Source organism: Enterococcus sp. DIV0806c (genome assembly GCF_051710905.1).
Classification (GTDB): domain Bacteria; phylum Bacillota; class Bacilli; order Lactobacillales; family Enterococcaceae; genus Enterococcus_B; species Enterococcus_B mundtii.
The window spans coordinates 1,041,794-1,062,016 of the sequence record NZ_JBIOLO010000001.1; the positions used below are offsets into that span (position 1 = coordinate 1,041,794).

A 20,223-nucleotide genomic window follows, 5' to 3' on the forward strand; every position below is an offset into this window, starting at 1 on the left:
TGCATCGTTTACTCCTTCCGCCGTAAATAACGAATTAAAAGTATAGCACAGTTTGACTAAAAAAGGTACACAAGTGAGTTAACTAAAAATAAACGTCAAACTACATGAGAGTGATAGTTGTTTTCATTTAGGGGTTTTTAGTTCAAATGGCTTTAGAGAACAGGTATTCTAAATGTGGAGAAAGGAGCTGAACGAAATGACACATTTTAAAAAATTTGCGATGACACTACTGATTGGAGCGGTGGCCCTCATCAGTGAGTTTATGTTCGACCGTCCTCGCCTTGCGTTTATGATCATTGCTATCACCGGTGGTACACTCGCCTTCTTGATGTTTGTCGAAATGATCAAAACGCTACGTTCAGGGAAATATGGGGTCGATATTTTAGCAATTACAGCTATTGTTGCGACATTGCTCGTCAATGAATATTGGGCGAGTTTGATGATTTTGATCATGTTGACAGGTGGCGAAAGTTTGGAAGACTATGCACAAAAAAAAGCAGGTCAGGAATTGCAATCCCTATTAGATAATACGCCAAGAACTGCCCATAAATTGCAAGGAGATCAACAACTGGATGTTGCGGTAGACACACTTGAGATCGGCGATCATCTGGTGATCAAACCAGGGGAAATCGTTCCAGCTGACGGACGAGTGATCATGGGGGAATCTACTTTTGACGAAGCGTCATTGACTGGAGAAGCAAAACCGATGAGCAAGAAAGTCGGTGATGAATTGATGTCCGGTTCGGTCAATGGGGACTCATCTGTCAAAATGGTGGTTGAGAAACGGGCAGAAGATAGCCAGTATCAATTAATTATCAAACTAGTAGAGGAATCGAAAGAAAAACCCGCACGTTTTGTCCGTCTAGCAGATCGTTATGCTGTTCCCTTTACTCTGATCGCTTATGTGATCGGTGGGATCGCTTGGTGGGTCAGTGGTGATCCTGTGCGCTTTGCGCAAGTCTTAGTTGTAGCATCACCATGTCCATTGATTTTGGCTGCACCTGTCGCTCTAGTAGCGGGAATGAGTCGCTCAAGTAAAAGTGGGATCGTTGTCAAGACTGGTACCGCTGTGGAAAAATTAGCAGAGACCAAAACGATTGCGTTTGATAAGACAGGAACGATCACCAAAGGGATACTTGAAGTAACGGGTGTCGCTCCAGTTGATGGGTTTTCAGAAGTGGAATTATTACGTGTAGCGGCGAGTGCGGAACAAGGCTCAGCCCATATCTTGGCCCGTTCCTTAGTTCAAGCAGTTCCCCAATTGTTACCAGTCACTGATTTAAAAGAAATCTCAGGGCAAGGGATTACAGCTACGGTTGATGGCATGCAGGTTAAAGTAGGGAATGCACGCTTTATTGATGTTCCGGAAGCTAAAACAGATACGACTGCGATCTATGTGTCAATTGATGGAAAATATGCCGGAACGATTTACTTCTCAGACACGATCCGTCCAGAAGCAAGTAAAACAATCGCAAACTTGAAAGCTCAAGGCATCACCGACTTACTGATGGTGACTGGGGATGGTCGTACGGTTGCAAAAGCAATTGCCGAGGAAGTTGGCTTGACCGAAGTTCATGCACGTTGTTTACCACAAGATAAATTAACGATTTTAACTAGTATCCCCAAAGAAAAGCGGCCTGTCACGATGGTAGGAGATGGTGTCAATGATGCTCCTGCCTTGACTGTCGCGGATGTAGGCATCGCGATGGGCGCACATGGCTCAACTGCTGCAAGTGAAAGTGCAGATGTCGTCATTTTAAAGGATGATTTAGAACGAGTGGCAGAAGCAGTGATGATTTCTCGGGAAACGATGAAAGTAGCGAAACAATCTGTTTTGATCGGTATTTTTGTTTGTGTCTTTTTGATGATCGTTGCCAGTACAGGAGTCATTCCAGCGTTGTTTGGCGCAATGCTTCAAGAAGTGGTTGATACAGTTTCCATTTTAAGTGCGTTACGGGCAAAAAAGTCAGCGAAACAAAAACAACATTCCATGATCACACAAAATTAAAGGCAAAATGATAAAAGAGACTTTTCAGCAAAATCTTTTTGCGGTATGATGCAAAGAGAGAAGCAACACTTGATCAATAAAAGAGCAAACCATGAAAGGAAGTTGAGAATATGCCATTCGTACACGTAGAATTAGTCGAAGGACGTAGCCCAGAACAATTAGAGAACATGATGAAAGATATCACCGAGGCTGTCCATAAAAATACGCAAGCACCAAAAGAACACATTCATGTGATTATCAACGAAATGAAAAAAGGCACATATGGTGTCAATGGTGAATGGAAAAAATAAGTGGATTCGAGGCTTGATTTTTTGAAATAATAGTGGTTAAATAAACACATAGATGATTGATGAGAAAGACAACTGAATTTGAGAGTCTTCGATAAGAGAGGAAAAGCTAGGCTGAAACTTTTCCAGGAGAAAACCAAAGGATGACCACTTTCGAAACCTTTGTTGAAACAGAGGCGGTCGTACCGTTATCACGCTTGAGGAGTACGTATGTCGTATTCAAAATTAGGTGGAACCACGAATTTTTCGTCCTAGTATCTGTATAGATACTAGGATTTTTTTTATTGGTGGCGAAGCTAAAAACAGAAATTTAAAGGAGGAACCCCTATGATAAAAATGACATTTCCTGATGGTGCAGTCAAAGAGTTTGCGCCAGGGATCACTACTGCAGAAATTGCAGAAAGTATTTCTAAAAGTTTAGCAAAGAAAGCCTTGGCTGGAAAAGTGAATGGCGAACTGATCGACTTGAACCGCGGGATCGAAGAGGATGGCTCGATCGAGATCGTGACACCTGATCATGAAGACGCACTTGGTTTGGTTCGTCACTCAAGTGCTCACTTGATGGCACAAGCTATGCGCCGTCTATATCCAAATATCCACTTTGGTGTAGGACCAGCAATCGATTCAGGGTTTTACTACGATACAGACAATGGTGAAAGCCAAGTCAGTGCCGAAGATCTACCAGCGATCGAAGCGGAAATGATGGCAATCGTCAAAGAAAACTTGCCGATCGAACGTCGTGTGTTATCAAAACAAGAAGCATTAGAAATCTTTGCAAGTGATCCTTACAAAGTGGAATTGATCAGTGAATTACCAGAAGACGAAGTAATCACGGCTTACCAACAAGGAGAGTTCATCGACTTATGCCGTGGCCCACATGTCCCTTCAACTGGTCGGATCCAAGTCTTCAAATTATTATCTGTAGCAGGAGCTTACTGGCGTGGAAATTCAAATAACCAAATGATGCAACGTGTTTATGGAACAGCATTTTTTGATAAAAAGGCGTTAAAAGAGTTTATCCAAATGCGCGAAGAAGCTAAAGAAAGAGACCATCGCAAATTAGGAAAAGAATTAGAATTATTCATGGTAGCACCTGAAGTTGGTTCTGGTTTACCTTTCTGGTTACCAAAAGGTGCAACAATCCGTCGTACGATCGAACGTTACATCGTAGACAAAGAAATCAGTTTAGGCTATCAACATGTGTATACACCGATCATGGGGGACGTAGAGTTATACAAAACTTCAGGCCACTGGGATCATTACCAAGAAGATATGTTCCCACCAATGGATATGGGAGATGGCGAGATGCTCGTGCTACGCCCAATGAACTGCCCACATCACATGATGGTCTACAAAAATACGATCCATTCTTACCGTGAGTTACCGATCCGTATCGCAGAACTTGGTATGATGCACCGTTATGAAAAATCAGGTGCGTTGTCTGGATTACAACGTGTACGTGAAATGACATTGAATGACGGACACACATTCGTTCGTCCTGATCAGATCAAAGATGAATTCAAACGTACGTTGGAGTTGATGGTCGCAGTTTACGCTGATTTCAATATTACAGACTATCGCTTCCGTTTAAGTTACCGTGATCCAAACAACACAGACAAATATTTTGACGATGACGCAATGTGGGAAAAAGCACAGATCATGTTAAAAGCTGCGATGGATGAAATGGAACTTGACTATTTCGAAGCGGAAGGAGAAGCAGCCTTCTACGGACCAAAATTAGATGTCCAAGTTAAAACAGCATTGGGAACAGAAGAAACATTATCAACGATCCAATTAGACTTCTTGTTACCAGAACGCTTTGATTTAACTTATGTAGGAGAAGATGGCGAAAATAATCATCGCCCGGTCGTTATCCACCGAGGCATCGTTTCAACAATGGAACGCTTCGTGGCATATTTGACAGAAGTATACAAAGGCGCATTTCCAACTTGGTTGGCACCGATCCAAGCAACGATCATCCCAGTTTCAGTTGATGCTCATTCAGATTACGCGTATGAAATCAAAGAACGTCTACAAATGAAAGGCTTGCGTGTAGAAGTCGACGATCGCAATGAAAAAATGGGCTATAAGATCCGTGCTTCACAAACGCAAAAAATCCCATACCAAATCGTGGTTGGAGATAAAGAAGTGGCAGATGCAACAGTCAATATCCGCCGATACGGTAGTAAAGAAACTGCCGTAGAGGACTTGAATATCTTTGTCGATGCGATGGCAGAAGAGGTTCATAATTACAGCCGTTAAGACGAGTTCGTAAGAGAACCAACGCCTAATTTAATAAAAACAGGAAGGACAACAAAGAATTGTTCCTTCCTGTTTTTTTATGAGGCACTCATTACATACGTCAAAACGCTTGATCATGCTAAAATAAAAGTATTAGATAAATAAGGGGGAACGTAGAGAATGTATCAACCGATCCAACCTCATCATCTGTTTCATCAAGCATATGAAGAAAAAATACATTATAAAGAAACGGTTCTCCCAGACTTAGCAGATGTCTTGGTGTGTATGTGGGAGTCTATTGCAAAGGATATTCTCTATTTTCTTGTTTAGTATGAGAATTGTTTGCCTTTGAGTATGATATAATGACATAGACATTTAGAAAAAGGGATGTGTATGAGATGAGCGTAGTGAGTCGCATTGAAAGTATGATGAATGACTATTCTTCTGCCGAAAGAAAACTAGCAGATTATATCGTAACACATGTAGAAAAAATACCAACGATGACAGCCAATGAGCTAGCAGAAGCGGCGGGCCTGAGCGCTCCCACAGTTGTTCGTTTCTCCAAAAAACTTGGATTTCAAAGTTTAACGGATTTTAAAATCACTATTTCCACCGAACTACAAGCAGGTATCGTGGAAGGATTCAGTGATATTGAACCAAATGAATCATTTTATTCGATCAAACATAAATTAGGGAATAATGCGCAAGTGGCGATCAAAGAAACCGTGGATATTTTAGAAGAGGAGATGATCCAACGTGTCGTTGAGCGTCTGGAAGAAGCACAAACAGTTTATCTATATGGTGTGGGCGCATCTTCTTTAGTCGTTGAGGATATCCTCCAAAAATGGTCTCGTGTAGGAAAACCAATCATTTTTGAAAAAGACATCCACGTCTTATTGCCACAATTAGTGAGTAATGAAACAAAAAAAGTGCTATGGCTTGTCTCTAACTCAGGAAACAGCAAAGAAGTGGTGATGATCGGACAGTTAGCCAAAGAAATGGGAATCGATATTATCGCATTGACTCAATTTGGAAATAACCGATTAAGTAAATTGGCGGATGTCGTTGTCCAGACATCAAGACCAAAAGAAATCACGAACCGAAGTGCAGCAACTAACTCATTATTGGCTCAATTTGCAACGATTGATATCATTTTTTATCTTTATATGGCAAAGAATGAAAAATTAACCGAGAAAGTCACTCAAACCAAAGAAGTGATCAAAAATTATGTCAAACAAAAATGAAATAACAGATGATAGTTTTCCACAATGTCATATTTGTTTCCATTGTTTCACAGTAAAAGAAAACTTTATTTTCAAAAATAACCATATTTTTTAAAGTTTTTTAGAATCTATTTGTGTGACACATTGCTTGTTTGTGAAACAAACTAGTCTTTTTTGGGTCGAGAATTAAAGAATTTCTTGCGGATCAGGATTTTACTTTTTAATTTTGTTTTTTTTAGGTACAATGGAGCCTATAAGTAGGCGAAAAAGAAGGAATGATGAAAAGTTTTATGAAAAAAAATACAAATAATTCTTGGTTAGATCGAATAAAAAAAGGAACACAAGAACCAAAAAATAAAACGTTTCGACGGTCACATGTTCCCTTTCGTTTAAATTTCCTTTTTTTCATTATATTTACGTTGTTCGTGTCATTGATTGCTCGATTAGGTTATTTGCAGATCGTAAACAGTGAGGAACTAGAAGCAAAAGTCAAATCATCTTCGTCTCTAACGGTACAAGTAAGTTCACCCCGAGGCATGATCTACGATGCCACCGGGAAAGCTTTGGTGACAAACCAAGCCAACCAAGCAATCACATTCACGAGAGGCAGAAACATGACAGCGGAGGATTTGCTGAAAACAGCAAATACCTTGACACAGTTGATCGATATGCCAGTGGATGAAAACTTGACTACACGTGATAAGAAGGATTTTTGGTTAGCAGATCCCGATCATTTGAAAGCTGCGACTGAACGCCTATCGGCAAAAGAAAAAAGCTTGAGCACGAGTGGACAATACCAAGCAACTGTAGATAAAGTGACAGATGAGGAAATCAATTTCAATGAGGAACAATTGAAAGCAGCAACGATTTTTAAACGAATGAATAATGCGTATGAACTGAATACAGTTTTCATCAAAAATTCTGGTGTTACAGATCAAGAATTGGCGATCGTGGCAGAACATGCATCAGACCTGCCAGGTGTTTCAACAGGAACTGACTGGGTACGCCAGTATAATGCGGCGGATTCCATCAAGAGTATTCTAGGAAGCGTAACATCAGAAAAACAAGGCTTACCTGCCGATCAAGTGGAAGAATTCTTGGCAAAAGGCTACTCACGTAATGACCGAGTAGGCCAAAGCTATTTAGAAAAACAATATGAAGATGTCTTACAAGGCACAAAGACACAATATGAAATCACTTTAGATAACAATGGAAATGTCATCCAACAAAAAGAATTGTATGCAGGAGAAAAAGGATCGAATTTGATGTTATCGATCAATGCAGAGTTCCAAGCGAAGGTCGAAGAAATTCTTAGAAACAATTATCAAAAATTAGTCGATAATGGAAAAGCCCAATACTCACCAGGTGCGTATGTAGTCGCGATGAATCCTCAAACGGGTGAAGTATTAGCGATGACGGGTTTCAGCCATGAGCAAGGCTCAAAAGAGTTGACTGAAAATGCCCTTGGTACGATCACGAATGCCTTTGTTCCAGGATCTGTTGTAAAGGCAGGTACGTTAGCCGCCGGTTGGCAAAGTGGCGTGATCAGCGGTAATCAAGTATTAGTAGATGAACCGATTCGATTACAGGGCTCTTCAGAAAAAAGTTCCGTCTTCAATCGTACTGGATCTGTACCGTTGGATGTGGTCCAAGCGTTAGAGCTTTCATCAAATACCTATATGATCAAAGTAGCGTTGAAGATGCTAGGGTTAGAGTACGTGCCAAATATGGGCTTACCTAGTCTAAGTGAAGAGGCACAAGCGTATGAACAATTGCGTGACGGCTTTAAACAATTTGGACTTGGAACAGTCACAGGGATCGATTTACCAAATGAGTCTGCGGGGATCTCACACTCTGTTGAATACATGAAGAAATTCAATGCAGACAACGGACAAGACTGGTTCACACCAGGAAACTTTACTGACTTGGCATTTGGCCAGTTTGATACGTATACCCCGATCCAGTTAGCGCAATATGCTGCAACGGTGGCGAACGGTGGAAAAAGAATCCAACCACGCATTGTCAAAGGCATTTACGGAAACGACGAGAATGGTAACTTAGGTGAAGTGAAAAAAGAGATGGAACCAGTTGTCGAAAATACAGTAGACGTGTCTCCTGAAGAGATGGCTCTTTTACGTGAAGGATTCCATCAAGTAGTTCATGGAACAAATGCTTACACGACTGCTCGATCATTAGCAGATGCAAAAATGGATCTTTCTGCTAAAACAGGGACAGCCGAAACAGTCGCTGAAGGTCATCCCGATATCGTAACAGTCAATAGTAATATTGTGGCTTACGGACCAACAGAAAATCCTGAGATTGCGGTAAGTGTTGTCTTACCAAACCTGCTAGATGAAAAAGACCATATGAATTCGGTCATAGCCAAAGAGATCATGAATGCTTATTACGATATGTTCATGGCAAACAGATAACAGAGGTCAGAGCAGAAGTATTTAGCCTCAAGAAATAAGGCGTCATCCACGAAGATTTTGTGGATGGCGCCTTATTTTCGAAGAGCTTACTTCTGCTCCCACTGTTTATTTGGTTTTAAGTGGTGCGAGAGGACGAATGCCCCAGACGGATTTTTTATAATGAAAGTAATTTTTCAAGGTAATTCGCCAAACCGTCTTCTTCATTTGTTTGCTCAGTGACATCGTTGGCTACGCCTTTTAGTTGCTCAGTCCCATTAGCCATTGCCACACCCCAGCCCGCATATTCAAGAAGTTCTAAGTCATTGTGTTCATCACCAAAAGCAATCACATCTTTTTGTTCGATCGATAGATAATTCGCTACTTGATGGATTCCTTTCGCTTTTTCGATCCCTTTTGAAACAATCTCCAGTATCGCCATTGGGCCACCCCAAGTCCTTACATCGACATGCTTCCCAAATTGACGTGTTAGTTCGGCAGAAACTTGTTCAGCATATTGTTTTTCTGTACGTACCAATAAGGACGTAGGGTTAGTTGTTAGATTTCGTGGAGACAGTAGGTTTTCTGGTTTAGGATTTGGTGAAGCAAAGAATTTTGCGTCAAAAAAATCAAAAGTATCGATAAAGAAAGTGTCGCGATTCTCCGCAGCAATAAAATCTAGATTCAATTGATTTTTTTGCGCTAAGATCTCAAAAACAATCTCTTTATTGATCAATGTTTCTTGCTCCCCAGCCCATTGTTGGTTTGGGATATGCACAAGCGCACCGTTAAAGTTGACCATCGGTGTTGTCAATTCTAACTGTTGATAATATTGATAACTCATTCGATAAGGACGTCCTGTTGCAATACTGACATGATGGCCAGCATCAATGGCTTTTCTCAATGTTTCTTGGGTTTTAGAAGTAATGATCGACTCAGGATTCAACGTTGTTCCATCCAAGTCGATCGCAATCAATTTTTTGTTCAATGCTGTCATTCCTTTCAAACAACGATTTGTTTTAGTCTAGCATATTTCAATGAATAAACAAGGTGCAGATCTTTCTGAAAAATAATTGCTTTGAAGCAAAAATAGAAAATAAGAAACGAAATCAACCTAAACACGAACATTAAAAGATTAAAATGGTATTTCATAAAGATTTATGTTGAAAAACGAATGAAATGTCTATATAATTTATAAATGTTCGACGGAAAATTATATTTGGATTTATTTTTACATATTATATAGTCCGTTAGAAAAAATCAGGGAGTGGAAATTTTTATGGAAAAGTTTTTCCAACTAAAGAAAAATAATACAAATGTACCAACAGAAATAATGGCGGGTGTCACGACATTTTTTGCCATGAGTTATATATTATTTGTTAATCCGACGATCTTGTCAGCTGCTGGCATGCCATTTCAGGCAGTCTTTTTAGCGACGATCATTGCTTCGATCATCGGTACTTTAGTTATGGGATTATTTGCTAATGTGCCGTATGCACAAGCCCCTGGAATGGGTTTGAATGCTTTCTTCACGTTTACAGTTGTTTTTGGATTAGGTTATTCTTGGCAAGAAGCATTAGCCATGGTCTTTATTTGTGGGTTGATCAATGTATTTATTACAGTAACAAATATTCGGAAAATGATCATCCATGCCATTCCTGAGAGTTTACAACATGCAATTGGCGGTGGTATCGGGATTTTTGTTGCATACGTTGGGATCAAAAATGCTGGATTTTTGTCTTTTTCTGCAGATCAATCAGCGATTTCTAGCTCTGTGGTTGACAACGGTCAAGTAACCAACGTGACCATCAATGGTGGCATCGTTCCAGAACTTGCAAACTTCAATAATGCGCCAATCTTATTAGCAGTCATCGGGCTAGTATTGACAGCGATTTTAGTGGTTAAAAATATCCGTGGCGCGATCTTGATCGGGATCGTTGTAACGACGATCATCGGGATTTTGATGGGGGTCGTTGATCTAGGAGCGATCGACTGGGAACAAAATTCTTTGGGGAATTCGATCAATGAACTGGGAACAACCTTTGGTGCGGCATTCGGTGCGGAAGGGATGCAATCATTATTTAGTGATAGCTCTAAGATTCCACAAGTACTGATGACGATCATCGCATTTAGTTTATCCGATACATTTGATACGATCGGAACATTCATCGGTACCGGTAGACGTACAGGAATCTTCTCTAAAGAAGATGAAGAAGCTTTAGAAGACGGTCGAGGATTTAGAACAAAAATGGATAAAGCGTTGTTTGCTGATGCAATCGCCACATCGATCGGTGCGATTTTTGGAACATCGAATACTACGACTTATGTTGAATCGGCAGCTGGAATCGGTGCTGGTGGACGTACAGGTTTGACTTCAGTCGTCGTAGCTGCATTATTTGCTTTGAGTAGTTTATTCTCTCCACTGATTGCTATTGTACCAGCACAAGCGACTGCACCAGCATTGATCTTAGTTGGTGTGATGATGATGGCTTCGTTTGCTGATATCAATTGGTTAGATATGGAAGAAGCATTACCTGCCTTTTTTGCTTCGATCTTCATGGGATTAGCTTACAGCATCTCATACGGAATCGCTGCTGGATTTATCTTCTATACGATCATGAAAGTAGTCAAAGGCAAAACTAGTGAGATTTCATTTGCTTTATGGGTTGTTGATATTTTATTCATCCTCAACTTCGTTATTTTAGCAATCATTTAAATGACAAAAAATAGGGGTAAAGAGTAAGCTAACTCTTTGCTTCTATTTTTTTGGTATTCTTCCTCTTTTGCAAAAACGAACGATACCGGCACATACGTTGCACACACGTACAAAAATAGGTATGATAATAGAGACGAAAGAAGGGTGATAGATGAAGGTTCAATGGAGAAAAAATTTATTCGTAGCTTGGATAGGCTGCTTTTTTACTGGTTCAAGTATCAGTTTAGTCATGCCGTTCATTCCAGTTTACGTCGAACAACTAGGTACACCTAAGGATCAAATTGAATTATTTTCAGGATTAGCGATTTCAGTAACAGCCTTTGCTGCGGCGATCGTTGCGCCTATTTGGGGAAATCTAGCCGATCGAAAAGGACGGAAAATGATGATGATCCGGGCAGCAGCCGGTATGACGATCACTATGGGATCACTAGCTTTTGTCCCAAATGCTTATTGGCTTTTAGTCATGCGTTTCTTTAATGGGATTTTATCTGGATACATACCTAATGCGACAGCGATGATTGCTTCACAAGCGCCTAAAGAGAAAAGTGGTTGGGCGTTAGGCACGCTTTCTACTGGGGCAGTGGCAGGGACGCTGATTGGTCCGTCAATGGGAGGCGCTTTGGCGCAATGGTTCGGAATGGAAAATGTTTTCTTGATTACTGGAGGGTTATTACTGATCACCACGATCTTAACGATTTTCATGGTAAAAGAAGATTTCCAACCGGTAGAGAAAAAAGATATGATCAGTACCAAAGAAGTTTTTGCTAAAATGGATCACTTCTCTGTGTTAGTCGGTTTATTTGTTACTACTCTAATCTTACAATTAGGGATCACCACGATCAGTCCAATCTTGACATTGTACATTCGGGAATTGAGTGGTGATACATCAAATATCTTATTTGTTAGTGGATTGATTGTTTCAGTATCAGGTGTTTCAGCAGTATTTTCTTCTCCAAGACTGGGGAAATTAGGGGATAAGATAGGAAATCAGAAGGTGCTGTTAGCAGGTTTGGTACTTTCGTTTTGTTGCTACTTACCAATGGCATTTGTGACTACGCCCTTACAATTAGGGATCTTACGTTTTATATTAGGTTTTTCGACAGGTGCGTTGATGCCATCGATCAATACATTGATCAGCAAGATCACACCAGAAGAAGGTGTCAGTCGAGTATATAGCTATAACCAAATGTTTACGAACTTTGGTCAAGTACTAGGACCGATGTTAGGTTCGACAGTCGCTCATGCGTACAATTACAGTACAGTGTTTATTGTGACTAGTCTCTTTGTTCTGACGAATATTCTTTTATCACTATTTAATTTTAGAAAAGTACTTCATCAAAAACTATGATCAAGAAAAAAACAGATTGGAGTATTTCTCCAATCTGTTCGGCTTTTATGAATGTGAAGCGGACGAAGTTTCTTTTTTAGGTGTTGCAACAGCGCTGATCAAAATGACGATCAATCCTGCAACCAATGAAATAATAGTCGTCATGGTAAAATCATATGGGCTACTAGACAATGCACCACCGATATAGCCAACCACTTGACCTAAAATGACTGCCCAAAATAATGTGACGATATATCGCATATCAAACACCTCTTTTCTATGTTCAGTTTACCAGATTTTTTTTGAATGTAAAGGGAGAAACAGGCATTCAACGTCAGTGGATAGTATAAAAAGTATAAATCGTTCGTCGGATGAAAAAGCATGAAGAAAGACGAATACACGTAACCAGTCATACAAGATAACGAGTTGATGTTACGAATATTCCCCTAAAAAGAAAGTGAATGGAAAAGGTGGTATGTAAAAATGTTTCTTCCACAACTTTATACGATCACCTCGTATTCTTTGTTGCAAAGTACGATTCGCATAAACGAATACGTTCGAGAAGCAAAGAAACTAGGCTATCAGACATTAGCAATCACAGATAAGGATGTGCTATCTGGGGCAGCGGAATTTTACCGCATCTGTATGAATGAAAAAATACAACCAATTATTGGACTGAACTTGACCTACCAGTTTCAAGAACGTCATTATGAGTTACTACTCTACGCAAAAGATAGAATCGGCTACCAACAATTGATCAAGCTCTCAAGCAAGAAAATGATCCGAGAAAAAATCGAGCTTCACGAGATCGATGAACTCGATCATTTGCTTGTCGTTTTACCAACCAAAAAATCGATTGCTGATGACTACGGTGTGTCAGCATCATTTGATAGCCATTGGCAAAGCTTGCAAGAAAAAATAGCATCTTCTCATCTTTATGTAGGTGTCACAGAAGAAACGCCCCTAGAAGCTCCAGAATGGCTCGCTTATTTACGAGCAAATCAATTTCAACTTTGTGCAGTACATCCGATTGCTAGTTTGCACCAAGAGGAACTTTTTTCTTTGGAAACAATGAAACATCTGCGTGAAGGAACGCAACTCTCTTTTGATGAAGTACGACAAACGACTCGTGATTCAGCAACAGGTTTTTTACTTCCCGAAGCAGAATTACGACAAAGATTCATAAACGCAGGATTGGAAGAAGCGTTGAACCATGCGCAGCAATTAGCTAAAACAGTAACTTTTGAATTTCAGTTCCATCAGAAATTACTACCACATTATCCGGTACCAGAAAATCGAGGTGCAGGAGAGTATTTACAGGAACTTTGTCAGAAGCAATTAGGCAAGCGTGTGGAAAAGATCACTGCAGCCTATCAAGAGCGCTTAGATTATGAACTGTCAGTGATCCACCAGATGGGATTTGATGATTATTTCTTGATCGTTTGGGATGTTATGGCTTTTGCTCATAAAAACAACATCGTTACTGGTGCTGGCCGTGGTTCAGCTGCGGGGTCATTAGTCGCCTATGTGTTGGAGATCACAGATGTAGATCCATTGGAGTACGACTTGCTATTTGAACGTTTTTTGAATCCAGAACGATACACGATGCCAGATATCGATCTAGACATTCCTGATAATCGCAGAGAAGAAGTGCTGATTTATGTTCGTGAGAAATATGGTCAATACCATATGGCACAAATCGCCACCTTTGGAACCATGGCAGCTAAAATGGTGCTAAGAGACGTGGCACGTGTCTTTGGCCTTTCACAAAGCGAAGCAAATCGTTGGTCTAAAGCGATTCCTAATCAATTGAAAATGACGTTGAATGAGGCTTATCGAACTTCTAAAAAGCTGGTTGAATTAGTACAAGCGAGTGAAAAAAATCAATTGTTGTTCCATACTGCAAAAATACTTGAAGGTTTGCCAAGACACGTTTCTACTCATGCAGCTGGTGTCGTTTTAAGTGATAAGAATCTACTAGAGTTAGTTCCTTTACAAAAAGGATCAGATGAAGCATATTTGACTCAGTATACAATGAATGATGTCGAAGCTATTGGGTTGTTAAAAATGGATTTTCTTGGATTAAGAAATCTGTCTATTATCGATTACACAGTGAAAGCAATCAAACGTGTCGAAAACAAAGATATCGAGCTCAAAGAAATTCCATTAGATGATCCTAAAACTTTACAGCTTTTCCAACGTGGCGAAACAACAGGGGTCTTTCAATTCGAATCTGCAGGGATTCGGAATGTCCTGCGGAGATTAGGACCAGAAAACATTGAAGACATTGCCGCTGTCAACGCCTTGTATCGTCCTGGACCAATGCAAAATATCGATACATTTATCGCTCGTAAGAAAGGGAAGGAAAGAATCCATTATCCCGACGATTCACTGCAACCGATTTTGAAAAATACGTATGGCGTCATTGTGTATCAGGAACAAATTATGCAGATTGCTTCAACCATGGCTGGATTTTCTCTTGGACAAGCGGATATTTTGAGGCGAGCAATCAGTAAAAAGAAAAAAGACGTGATTGATCAAGAAAGAGATCATTTTGTTCAAGGTGCCAACCAACAAGGGTACAGTAAGGAAAAGGCCAATGAAGTGTACGAATATATCGAACGCTTTGCTAACTATGGGTTCAATCGCTCCCATGCGTTTGCTTACTCCTTTGTTGGCTTTCAAATGGCCTATCTCAAAGTTCATCACCCTGGTGCATTTTTTATGAGTTTGATGAATTCCGTCCGTCACAACACGGCAAAGTTGAAAGAGTATATTGCTGAGGCAAAAAAGTATAAAATAAAGCTGACCCCTCCTTCGATCAATCAAAGTTTTTATGGTTTTGAGCTGACGGATAAAGAAACCATCCGTTTTGGATTGACAGCAATCAAAGGTGTTCGTCGAGATTTTGTTGAGGAGATCATTCGTGAACGAAAAGAAGATGGTCCATTCCGTTCTGTTGATCAGTTTCTGATTCGTATCAATAAACGTTGGCTCAAATTGGAGTTGCTACAAACATTAGTTGCATCAGGTGTTTTTGATGAATTAGTAGGAAACCGCAGACAGTTGATGTTGGATCTGGAAGGTAAGATCCAAAACATCTTATATAGTGGTGGTAGTTTAGACCTTTTAGATATCATGGCTTTAAAAGAGGAAGAAGTCGCAGATTATAGCCTCGAAGAGAAGCTTCAATTAGAAGAAGAGCATTTAGGTGTCTATTTATCTGGTCATCCAACGGAAGGGTATGAGCGACTTAAATTAGCAAAAAAAGTCCATTTAGTCACAGAAATCGTACCTAAACAAGCCACAAATGTTTTAGTGATGGTCAAAGAGGTAAGAGAGATCCGTACGAAAAAAGGAGCGTTGATGGCTTTTGTCAGCGGGACAGATAGTAGTGGAGAAATAGCCATTACCGTTTTTCCAGAGCTGTATCGACAAGCGCGTCCATTATTCAAAGAAAATCAAGTGATTTTCGTGCAAGGTCGTTCAGAAATCAGTAAATACAATCAAGAATTGCAGCTGATTGCAGAAGTAGTCGCTGATCCAGAAGAATTGCAACAGCAGTATCCAGAACAAACGTGTTATTTGAGAATCAGGGAAGAGGCAGATCAACCAGATACGATGAAGCAACTGCAAGATTTGTTCAAAAAATTCCCAGGATATATTCCTGTTGTCATGTATCATGAAAAAGACCAACGAAAAGTTGTGTTATCTGAAGCCTTTTGGCTCGATGGTTCAGACAGTCTCAAGAAGCAATTAGCTTACCTTTTAAATGAAGAAAATGTTGTTTTCAAATAACTTACGGTAAAAGATACTATTTGCTTTCATTTTTTTTCATTTTTTTATCAGGAAATCAAGACAAGTGAGCAAAATAATGTTAGAATGTTAGTCGTGGTTAATACAAAGAAGGTTATAAACCTAAGTCTTGCTTAGGATAAAGTAATTTAATGAGGTGAAGATGAATATGAAACGCATCGGAATTTTGACTAGTGGTGGAGATGCTCCTGGGATGAATGCAGCAGTTCGTGCAGTCGTTCGTAAAGGTATATATGAAGGATTGGAAGTTTACGGGATCAATTATGGTTTTGCTGGATTAGTTGCCGGAGATATCCGTCGATTAGATGTTGCAGATGTCGGTGATAAGATCCAACGCGGGGGTACATTCTTATACTCTGCACGTTATCCTGAATTTGCAACAGAAGAAGGACAATTAAAAGGAATCGAACAATTGAAAAAATTCGGTATCGAAGGTCTTGTCGTGATCGGTGGCGATGGTTCTTACCATGGCGCGATGGCTTTGACTAAACGTGGTTTCCCAGCAGTGGGTGTACCAGGTACGATCGATAACGATATTCCAGGAACTGATTTTACGATCGGTTTTGATACAGCAATCAACACAGTATTAGAATCAATCGACCGTATCCGCGACACAGCAACTTCACACGTTCGTACGTTCGTGATCGAAGTAATGGGACGTAATGCTGGAGATATCGCTTTATGGTCAGGTGTTGCTGGTGGAGCGGATGAGATCATCATTCCTGAGCATGATTTTGATATGGCAGTTGTTGCCAAAAAAATCCAAGATGGCCGCGATCGTGGCAAAAAACATTGCTTGATCATTTTGGCAGAAGGCGTAATGGGCGGAAACGAATTTGCAGAAAAATTGTCAGAATATGGCGATTATCATACACGTGTATCGATCTTAGGACACGTTGTACGTGGTGGTTCACCAACTGCACGCGACCGTGTATTAGCAAGTAAATTTGGCGCACATGCTGTTGAATTATTGCAACAAGGAAAAGGTGGTTTGTGTATCGGTATTCGCGACAACGATATCGTTGAGGCTGATATCATCGACACACTAGAAAATAACAAACACCAACCAGATTTATCATTATATGACTTGAACAACTCACTTTCTTTCTAATAAAGAAAAGTAGTCAGATAAATCAATAGATATATATGGGAGTGGGAAGCAGGTCTTCCCAATATCTAACAGATATTTAAGCTTTGAATGGCTTTAAATAAACAATTTGAATGGGAGAGTTTTGTAAAATGAAAAAAACGAAAATCGTTAGTACATTAGGACCAGCCAGTAATTCAGTAGAAACTATTTCTAAATTGATTGAATCTGGAGCAAATGTCTTCCGCTTCAACTTTTCACATGGTGATCATGAAGAACAATTATCACGTATGGTAATGGTTCGCGAAGCAGTGAAGAAAACTGGTAAAGATGTCGGCATCCTTTTAGATACAAAAGGTGCAGAAATCCGTACAACAGTTCAAGGCACAACTGAAGAAGATTTTGGCCGTGCAGGCTACATCAAATTTGAAGTTGGCGACAAAACACGCATCTCAATGGACCCTGAACATGTAGGTTCAAAAGAAAAAATCGCAGTGACTTATCCAGGTCTTTTTGAAGACGTTCATGTAGGTGGACATATCTTATTCGATGATGGTTTGATCGACATGGAAATCATTGAAAAAGATGAAGCAACACGTGAATTAGTAGTAGAAGTAAAAAATGCAGGTATGCTAGGATCACGTAAAGGTGTTAACGCACCAGGCGTTTCAATCAGCTTGCCAGGTATCACACCAAAAGATGCAGACGATATCCGTTTCGGACTAGATAACGACATCGACTTCATCGCTGCAAGTTTTGTTCGTAAAGCACAAGACGTATTAGATATTCGTGAAATTTTAGAAGAAAAAGACATGACACATGTTCAAATCTTCCCTAAAATCGAATCTCAAGAAGGTATCGACAACATTGATGAAATCATCAAAGTTTCTGATGGTATCATGATTGCTCGTGGAGACATGGGTGTTGAGATCCCTGCTGAATTAGTACCAATGGTTCAAAAACGTATCATCAAAAAATGTAACGCTGCGGGTATCCCAGTAATCACTGCAACACAAATGTTAGAATCAATGCAAGAAAACCCACGTCCAACACGTGCGGAAGCATCTGACGTTGCCAATGCAGTATTTGACGGAACAGACGCAACAATGTTATCAGGTGAATCAGCAAATGGTGACTATCCTGTTGAAGCTGTTGCAACAATGGCTCGTATCGACCAACAAGCTGAATTAGCATTAGCAGAATTAGGTTCATTCCAATTAAATGAATTTGACAAAACTGATGTAACAGAAACAATCGGTTTATCAGTGGCACGTGCTGCGAAAAACTTAGGCGTAAAAACAATCGTTGCTGCAACTGAATCTGGTTATACAGCAAAAATGATCTCTAAATACCGTCCAGATGCTGATATCTTAGCTGTCACATTTGACGAACGCACAAAACGTGGTTTGATGCTTAACTGGGGTGTATATCCAACAGTTGCAGAAAAACCAACAACAACAGACGAAATGTTTGAATTAGCTGCGAAAAAAGCAGTCGAATTAGGTTTCGCTTCAGAAGGTGACTTGATCTTGATTACTGCTGGTGTACCAGTTGGTGAACGTGGAACAACAAACGTAATGAAGATTCAAATGATTGGTTCAAAATTGCTTGAAGCACAAGGAATTGGTCAACAATCTGTTGTAGCAAACGCTGTAGTTGCTTCATCAGCAACAGAAGCTATCAAAAAAGCAAAAGATGGTATGGTATTAGTTGTTCCTTCAACTGATAAAGAATTCATGCCTGCAATCGAAAAAGCAGCAGCAGTAGTTGTTGAAGAAGGCGGTTTGACTTCTCACGCAGCAGTTGTGGGAATTGCACAAGATATTCCTGTAATCGTTGGTGCGAAAGATGCAACTTCAACAATCAAAGATGGTGAATTGATCACTGTTGACGCTCGCCGTGGTATCGTTTATCGCGGAGAAACAACAGCTATCTAATCGAAAACAAAATCAAAAAGAGTGTTGAGAGAAATCTCAGCACTCTTTTTTTATCCTGTATTTTGTGTGAGCAAGTTATTTTTGTGTTTTCATAAATTCATGGATGACTTCGATCACGTTTTCATGTAAAACCGTTGGTAACTGCTGTGCGCGAGTGGCTAATGAAATCAAAAACCGTGGTTGAGCAGTATCTGCTAAAGGAATAGCTACAAGATTGTCTTCAGGATGAATCGCGATCTCGGTGAGAAAGCCAATCCCGATATTTTCTCGGATCATGCTTTTCAAAATCGTTAAGTCATTACTCTGATAAACGATCTTAGGTACGATATGCGTTTGCTTAGAAAGCTTTGTAAACGCAGCAGGATGGACGTAGTGTTCATTTAATAAAACAAACTGATCGTTGACTAGCTCCTTAAAAGAAACGCTTGTACGATCTGCTAGAGGGTGTGAAGGGGACACAACGATCATGAAGCATTTATCCAACAATGGCTCGACTTCTAGCTTTTGATCGACGATCGGTTGTGTTGATCCAAGAATCGCAAGATCAATCCGCCCTTGATGAATCATGCCATATAGATCACGAGAACCACCGTCGATGATATCGATTTGACCCATTAATTGATGCTTGATAAAATAGCTCGATAATTTGGGAAAATATTCATTGCCAATGATAGGTGGCATGCCAAAGCGCAATTTTTTCTTTTGTAGCTGAGCAATCTCTGCCTTAGCAAGTGTAATTTCTTGTAAGACGGATTGTGCATGGATCAACAATTGCTTACCAGCAGGAGTGATGATCAATTCATGATGGGAACGATCTCTTGTAATCAGTGTGGCACCAATTTCTTTTTCCAAGCGTTGTAAGGCATAAGTGATCGTTGGTTGACTGACGTCAAAAAACTTAGCCACCTTAGTAAAGTTTTTTTGTTTGACGATTTGAACATAGTATTCAAGATCTCTCGTATTCATGAATCGATTCGCTCCCTTGACATATAAATAATGTTTATTGTAATCGATAATTTTGACTATAACAAACCTAAAAGACTACACTTAAAAAAGAAATAAGTAATCTGCTAGGCTAGTGGCACACAAATCGTCTTTTAGATTAAAACAAAAAATAGAAGAAGCAACATGATTAAGCAGTGTTAGCTCCTATCTACAAAGAGATTGCTTCAC

General features: G+C 39.9%; 14 protein-coding genes. 11 read left to right on the forward strand and 3 right to left on the reverse strand.

Annotation, left to right across the window (positions count from 1 at the left end; translation table 11 throughout):
• The first annotated feature begins 196 nt into the window (after positions 1 to 196).
• The 6 genes from IGK77_RS04915 (at position 197) to IGK77_RS04940 (ending at position 8,191) form a co-directional block, all read left to right on the forward strand.
• Entirely contained in the window at positions 197 to 2,008 is a 1,812-nt protein-coding gene (locus IGK77_RS04915; protein ID WP_074799752.1) for a heavy metal translocating P-type ATPase, read from the forward strand.
• Between the two features lie 110 nt (positions 2,009 to 2,118).
• Positions 2,119 to 2,298 carry a 2-hydroxymuconate tautomerase gene (locus IGK77_RS04920; protein WP_002287649.1) on the forward strand — a complete coding sequence of 60 codons (180 nt, stop codon included), beginning with the start codon at positions 2,119 to 2,121 and terminating at the stop codon, positions 2,296 to 2,298.
• A gap of 324 nt (positions 2,299 to 2,622) precedes the next feature.
• Positions 2,623 to 4,557 (forward strand): threonine--tRNA ligase, encoded by a 1,935-nt coding sequence (gene thrS / locus IGK77_RS04925; RefSeq protein ID WP_074799751.1) that lies wholly within the window; start codon positions 2,623 to 2,625, stop codon positions 4,555 to 4,557.
• Between the two features lie 159 nt (positions 4,558 to 4,716).
• Positions 4,717 to 4,866, forward strand: a complete 150-nt coding sequence (locus tag IGK77_RS04930; protein WP_256209268.1) for a hypothetical protein — start codon at positions 4,717 to 4,719, stop codon at positions 4,864 to 4,866.
• A gap of 68 nt (positions 4,867 to 4,934) precedes the next feature.
• The gene (locus tag IGK77_RS04935; RefSeq protein ID WP_010735849.1) at positions 4,935 to 5,780 is read left to right on the forward strand and encodes a MurR/RpiR family transcriptional regulator; all 846 of its coding nucleotides are present in this window, start codon (positions 4,935 to 4,937) and stop codon (positions 5,778 to 5,780) included.
• A gap of 254 nt (positions 5,781 to 6,034) precedes the next feature.
• The gene (locus IGK77_RS04940; protein WP_074799750.1) at positions 6,035 to 8,191 is read left to right on the forward strand and encodes a peptidoglycan D,D-transpeptidase FtsI family protein; all 2,157 of its coding nucleotides are present in this window, start codon (positions 6,035 to 6,037) and stop codon (positions 8,189 to 8,191) included.
• Positions 8,192 to 8,345: 154 nt separating this feature from the next.
• Here IGK77_RS04940 and IGK77_RS04945 read toward each other — a convergent pair whose 3' ends face one another.
• Positions 8,346 to 9,155: a Cof-type HAD-IIB family hydrolase gene (locus tag IGK77_RS04945; RefSeq protein WP_010735846.1), complete on the reverse strand. Its 810-nt coding sequence runs from the start codon at positions 9,153 to 9,155 to the stop codon at positions 8,346 to 8,348.
• A 291-nt stretch (positions 9,156 to 9,446) separates the two neighbouring features.
• On the opposite strand from IGK77_RS04945, the gene IGK77_RS04950 reads away from it, so the two are divergent.
• A complete protein-coding gene (locus tag IGK77_RS04950; RefSeq protein WP_071866067.1) occupies positions 9,447 to 10,883 on the forward strand; it encodes an NCS2 family permease in 1,437 nt (478 codons plus the stop codon).
• A 151-nt stretch (positions 10,884 to 11,034) separates the two neighbouring features.
• On the forward strand, positions 11,035 to 12,231 hold the full coding sequence (locus IGK77_RS04955) for a multidrug efflux MFS transporter (protein ID WP_010735844.1): 1,197 nt from the start codon (positions 11,035 to 11,037) through the stop codon (positions 12,229 to 12,231).
• A 45-nt stretch (positions 12,232 to 12,276) separates the two neighbouring features.
• Here IGK77_RS04955 and IGK77_RS04960 read toward each other — a convergent pair whose 3' ends face one another.
• Positions 12,277 to 12,471 (reverse strand): YjzD family protein, encoded by a 195-nt coding sequence (locus tag IGK77_RS04960; RefSeq protein WP_010735843.1) that lies wholly within the window; start codon positions 12,469 to 12,471, stop codon positions 12,277 to 12,279.
• Positions 12,472 to 12,693: 222 nt separating this feature from the next.
• Between IGK77_RS04960 and dnaE the strand changes: the two genes are divergently transcribed.
• The 3 genes from dnaE (at position 12,694) to pyk (ending at position 19,050) form a co-directional block, all read left to right on the forward strand.
• Positions 12,694 to 16,008, forward strand: coding sequence for a DNA polymerase III subunit alpha (gene dnaE, locus IGK77_RS04965; RefSeq protein ID WP_074799749.1), 3,315 nt, complete (start codon positions 12,694 to 12,696; stop codon positions 16,006 to 16,008).
• Positions 16,009 to 16,174: 166 nt separating this feature from the next.
• Positions 16,175 to 17,137 (forward strand): 6-phosphofructokinase, encoded by a 963-nt coding sequence (gene pfkA / locus IGK77_RS04970; protein WP_034691339.1) that lies wholly within the window; start codon positions 16,175 to 16,177, stop codon positions 17,135 to 17,137.
• 128 nt (positions 17,138 to 17,265) lie between these two features.
• Complete coding sequence (pyk, locus tag IGK77_RS04975) at positions 17,266 to 19,050, forward strand: pyruvate kinase (RefSeq protein WP_074799748.1); 1,785 nt, start codon at positions 17,266 to 17,268, stop codon at positions 19,048 to 19,050.
• Positions 19,051 to 19,125: 75 nt separating this feature from the next.
• On the opposite strand, the gene IGK77_RS04980 is transcribed toward pyk, so the two are convergent.
• Complete coding sequence (locus IGK77_RS04980; RefSeq protein ID WP_071866069.1) at positions 19,126 to 20,016, reverse strand: LysR substrate-binding domain-containing protein; 891 nt, start codon at positions 20,014 to 20,016, stop codon at positions 19,126 to 19,128.
• Positions 20,017 to 20,223: the final 207 nt, after the last annotated feature.

Bases quoted from the DNA above. Each gene is read 5' to 3' on its own strand.
- IGK77_RS04915 (WP_074799752.1), top strand. From the start codon at position 197: ATGACACATTTTAAAAAATTTGCGATGACACTACTGATTGGAGCGGTG.
- IGK77_RS04920 (WP_002287649.1), top strand. From the start codon at position 2,119: ATGCCATTCGTACACGTAGAATTAGTCGAAGGACGTAGCCCAGAACAA.
- thrS (WP_074799751.1), top strand. From the start codon at position 2,623: ATGATAAAAATGACATTTCCTGATGGTGCAGTCAAAGAGTTTGCGCCA.
- IGK77_RS04930 (WP_256209268.1), top strand. From the start codon at position 4,717: ATGTATCAACCGATCCAACCTCATCATCTGTTTCATCAAGCATATGAA.
- IGK77_RS04935 (WP_010735849.1), top strand. From the start codon at position 4,935: ATGAGCGTAGTGAGTCGCATTGAAAGTATGATGAATGACTATTCTTCT.
- IGK77_RS04940 (WP_074799750.1), top strand. From the start codon at position 6,035: ATGATGAAAAGTTTTATGAAAAAAAATACAAATAATTCTTGGTTAGAT.
- IGK77_RS04950 (WP_071866067.1), top strand. From the start codon at position 9,447: ATGGAAAAGTTTTTCCAACTAAAGAAAAATAATACAAATGTACCAACA.
- IGK77_RS04955 (WP_010735844.1), top strand. From the start codon at position 11,035: ATGAAGGTTCAATGGAGAAAAAATTTATTCGTAGCTTGGATAGGCTGC.
- IGK77_RS04960 (WP_010735843.1), bottom strand. From the start codon at position 12,471: ATGCGATATATCGTCACATTATTTTGGGCAGTCATTTTAGGTCAAGTG.
- dnaE (WP_074799749.1), top strand. From the start codon at position 12,694: ATGTTTCTTCCACAACTTTATACGATCACCTCGTATTCTTTGTTGCAA.
- pfkA (WP_034691339.1), top strand. From the start codon at position 16,175: ATGAAACGCATCGGAATTTTGACTAGTGGTGGAGATGCTCCTGGGATG.
- pyk (WP_074799748.1), top strand. From the start codon at position 17,266: ATGAAAAAAACGAAAATCGTTAGTACATTAGGACCAGCCAGTAATTCA.
- IGK77_RS04980 (WP_071866069.1), bottom strand. From the start codon at position 20,016: ATGAATACGAGAGATCTTGAATACTATGTTCAAATCGTCAAACAAAAA.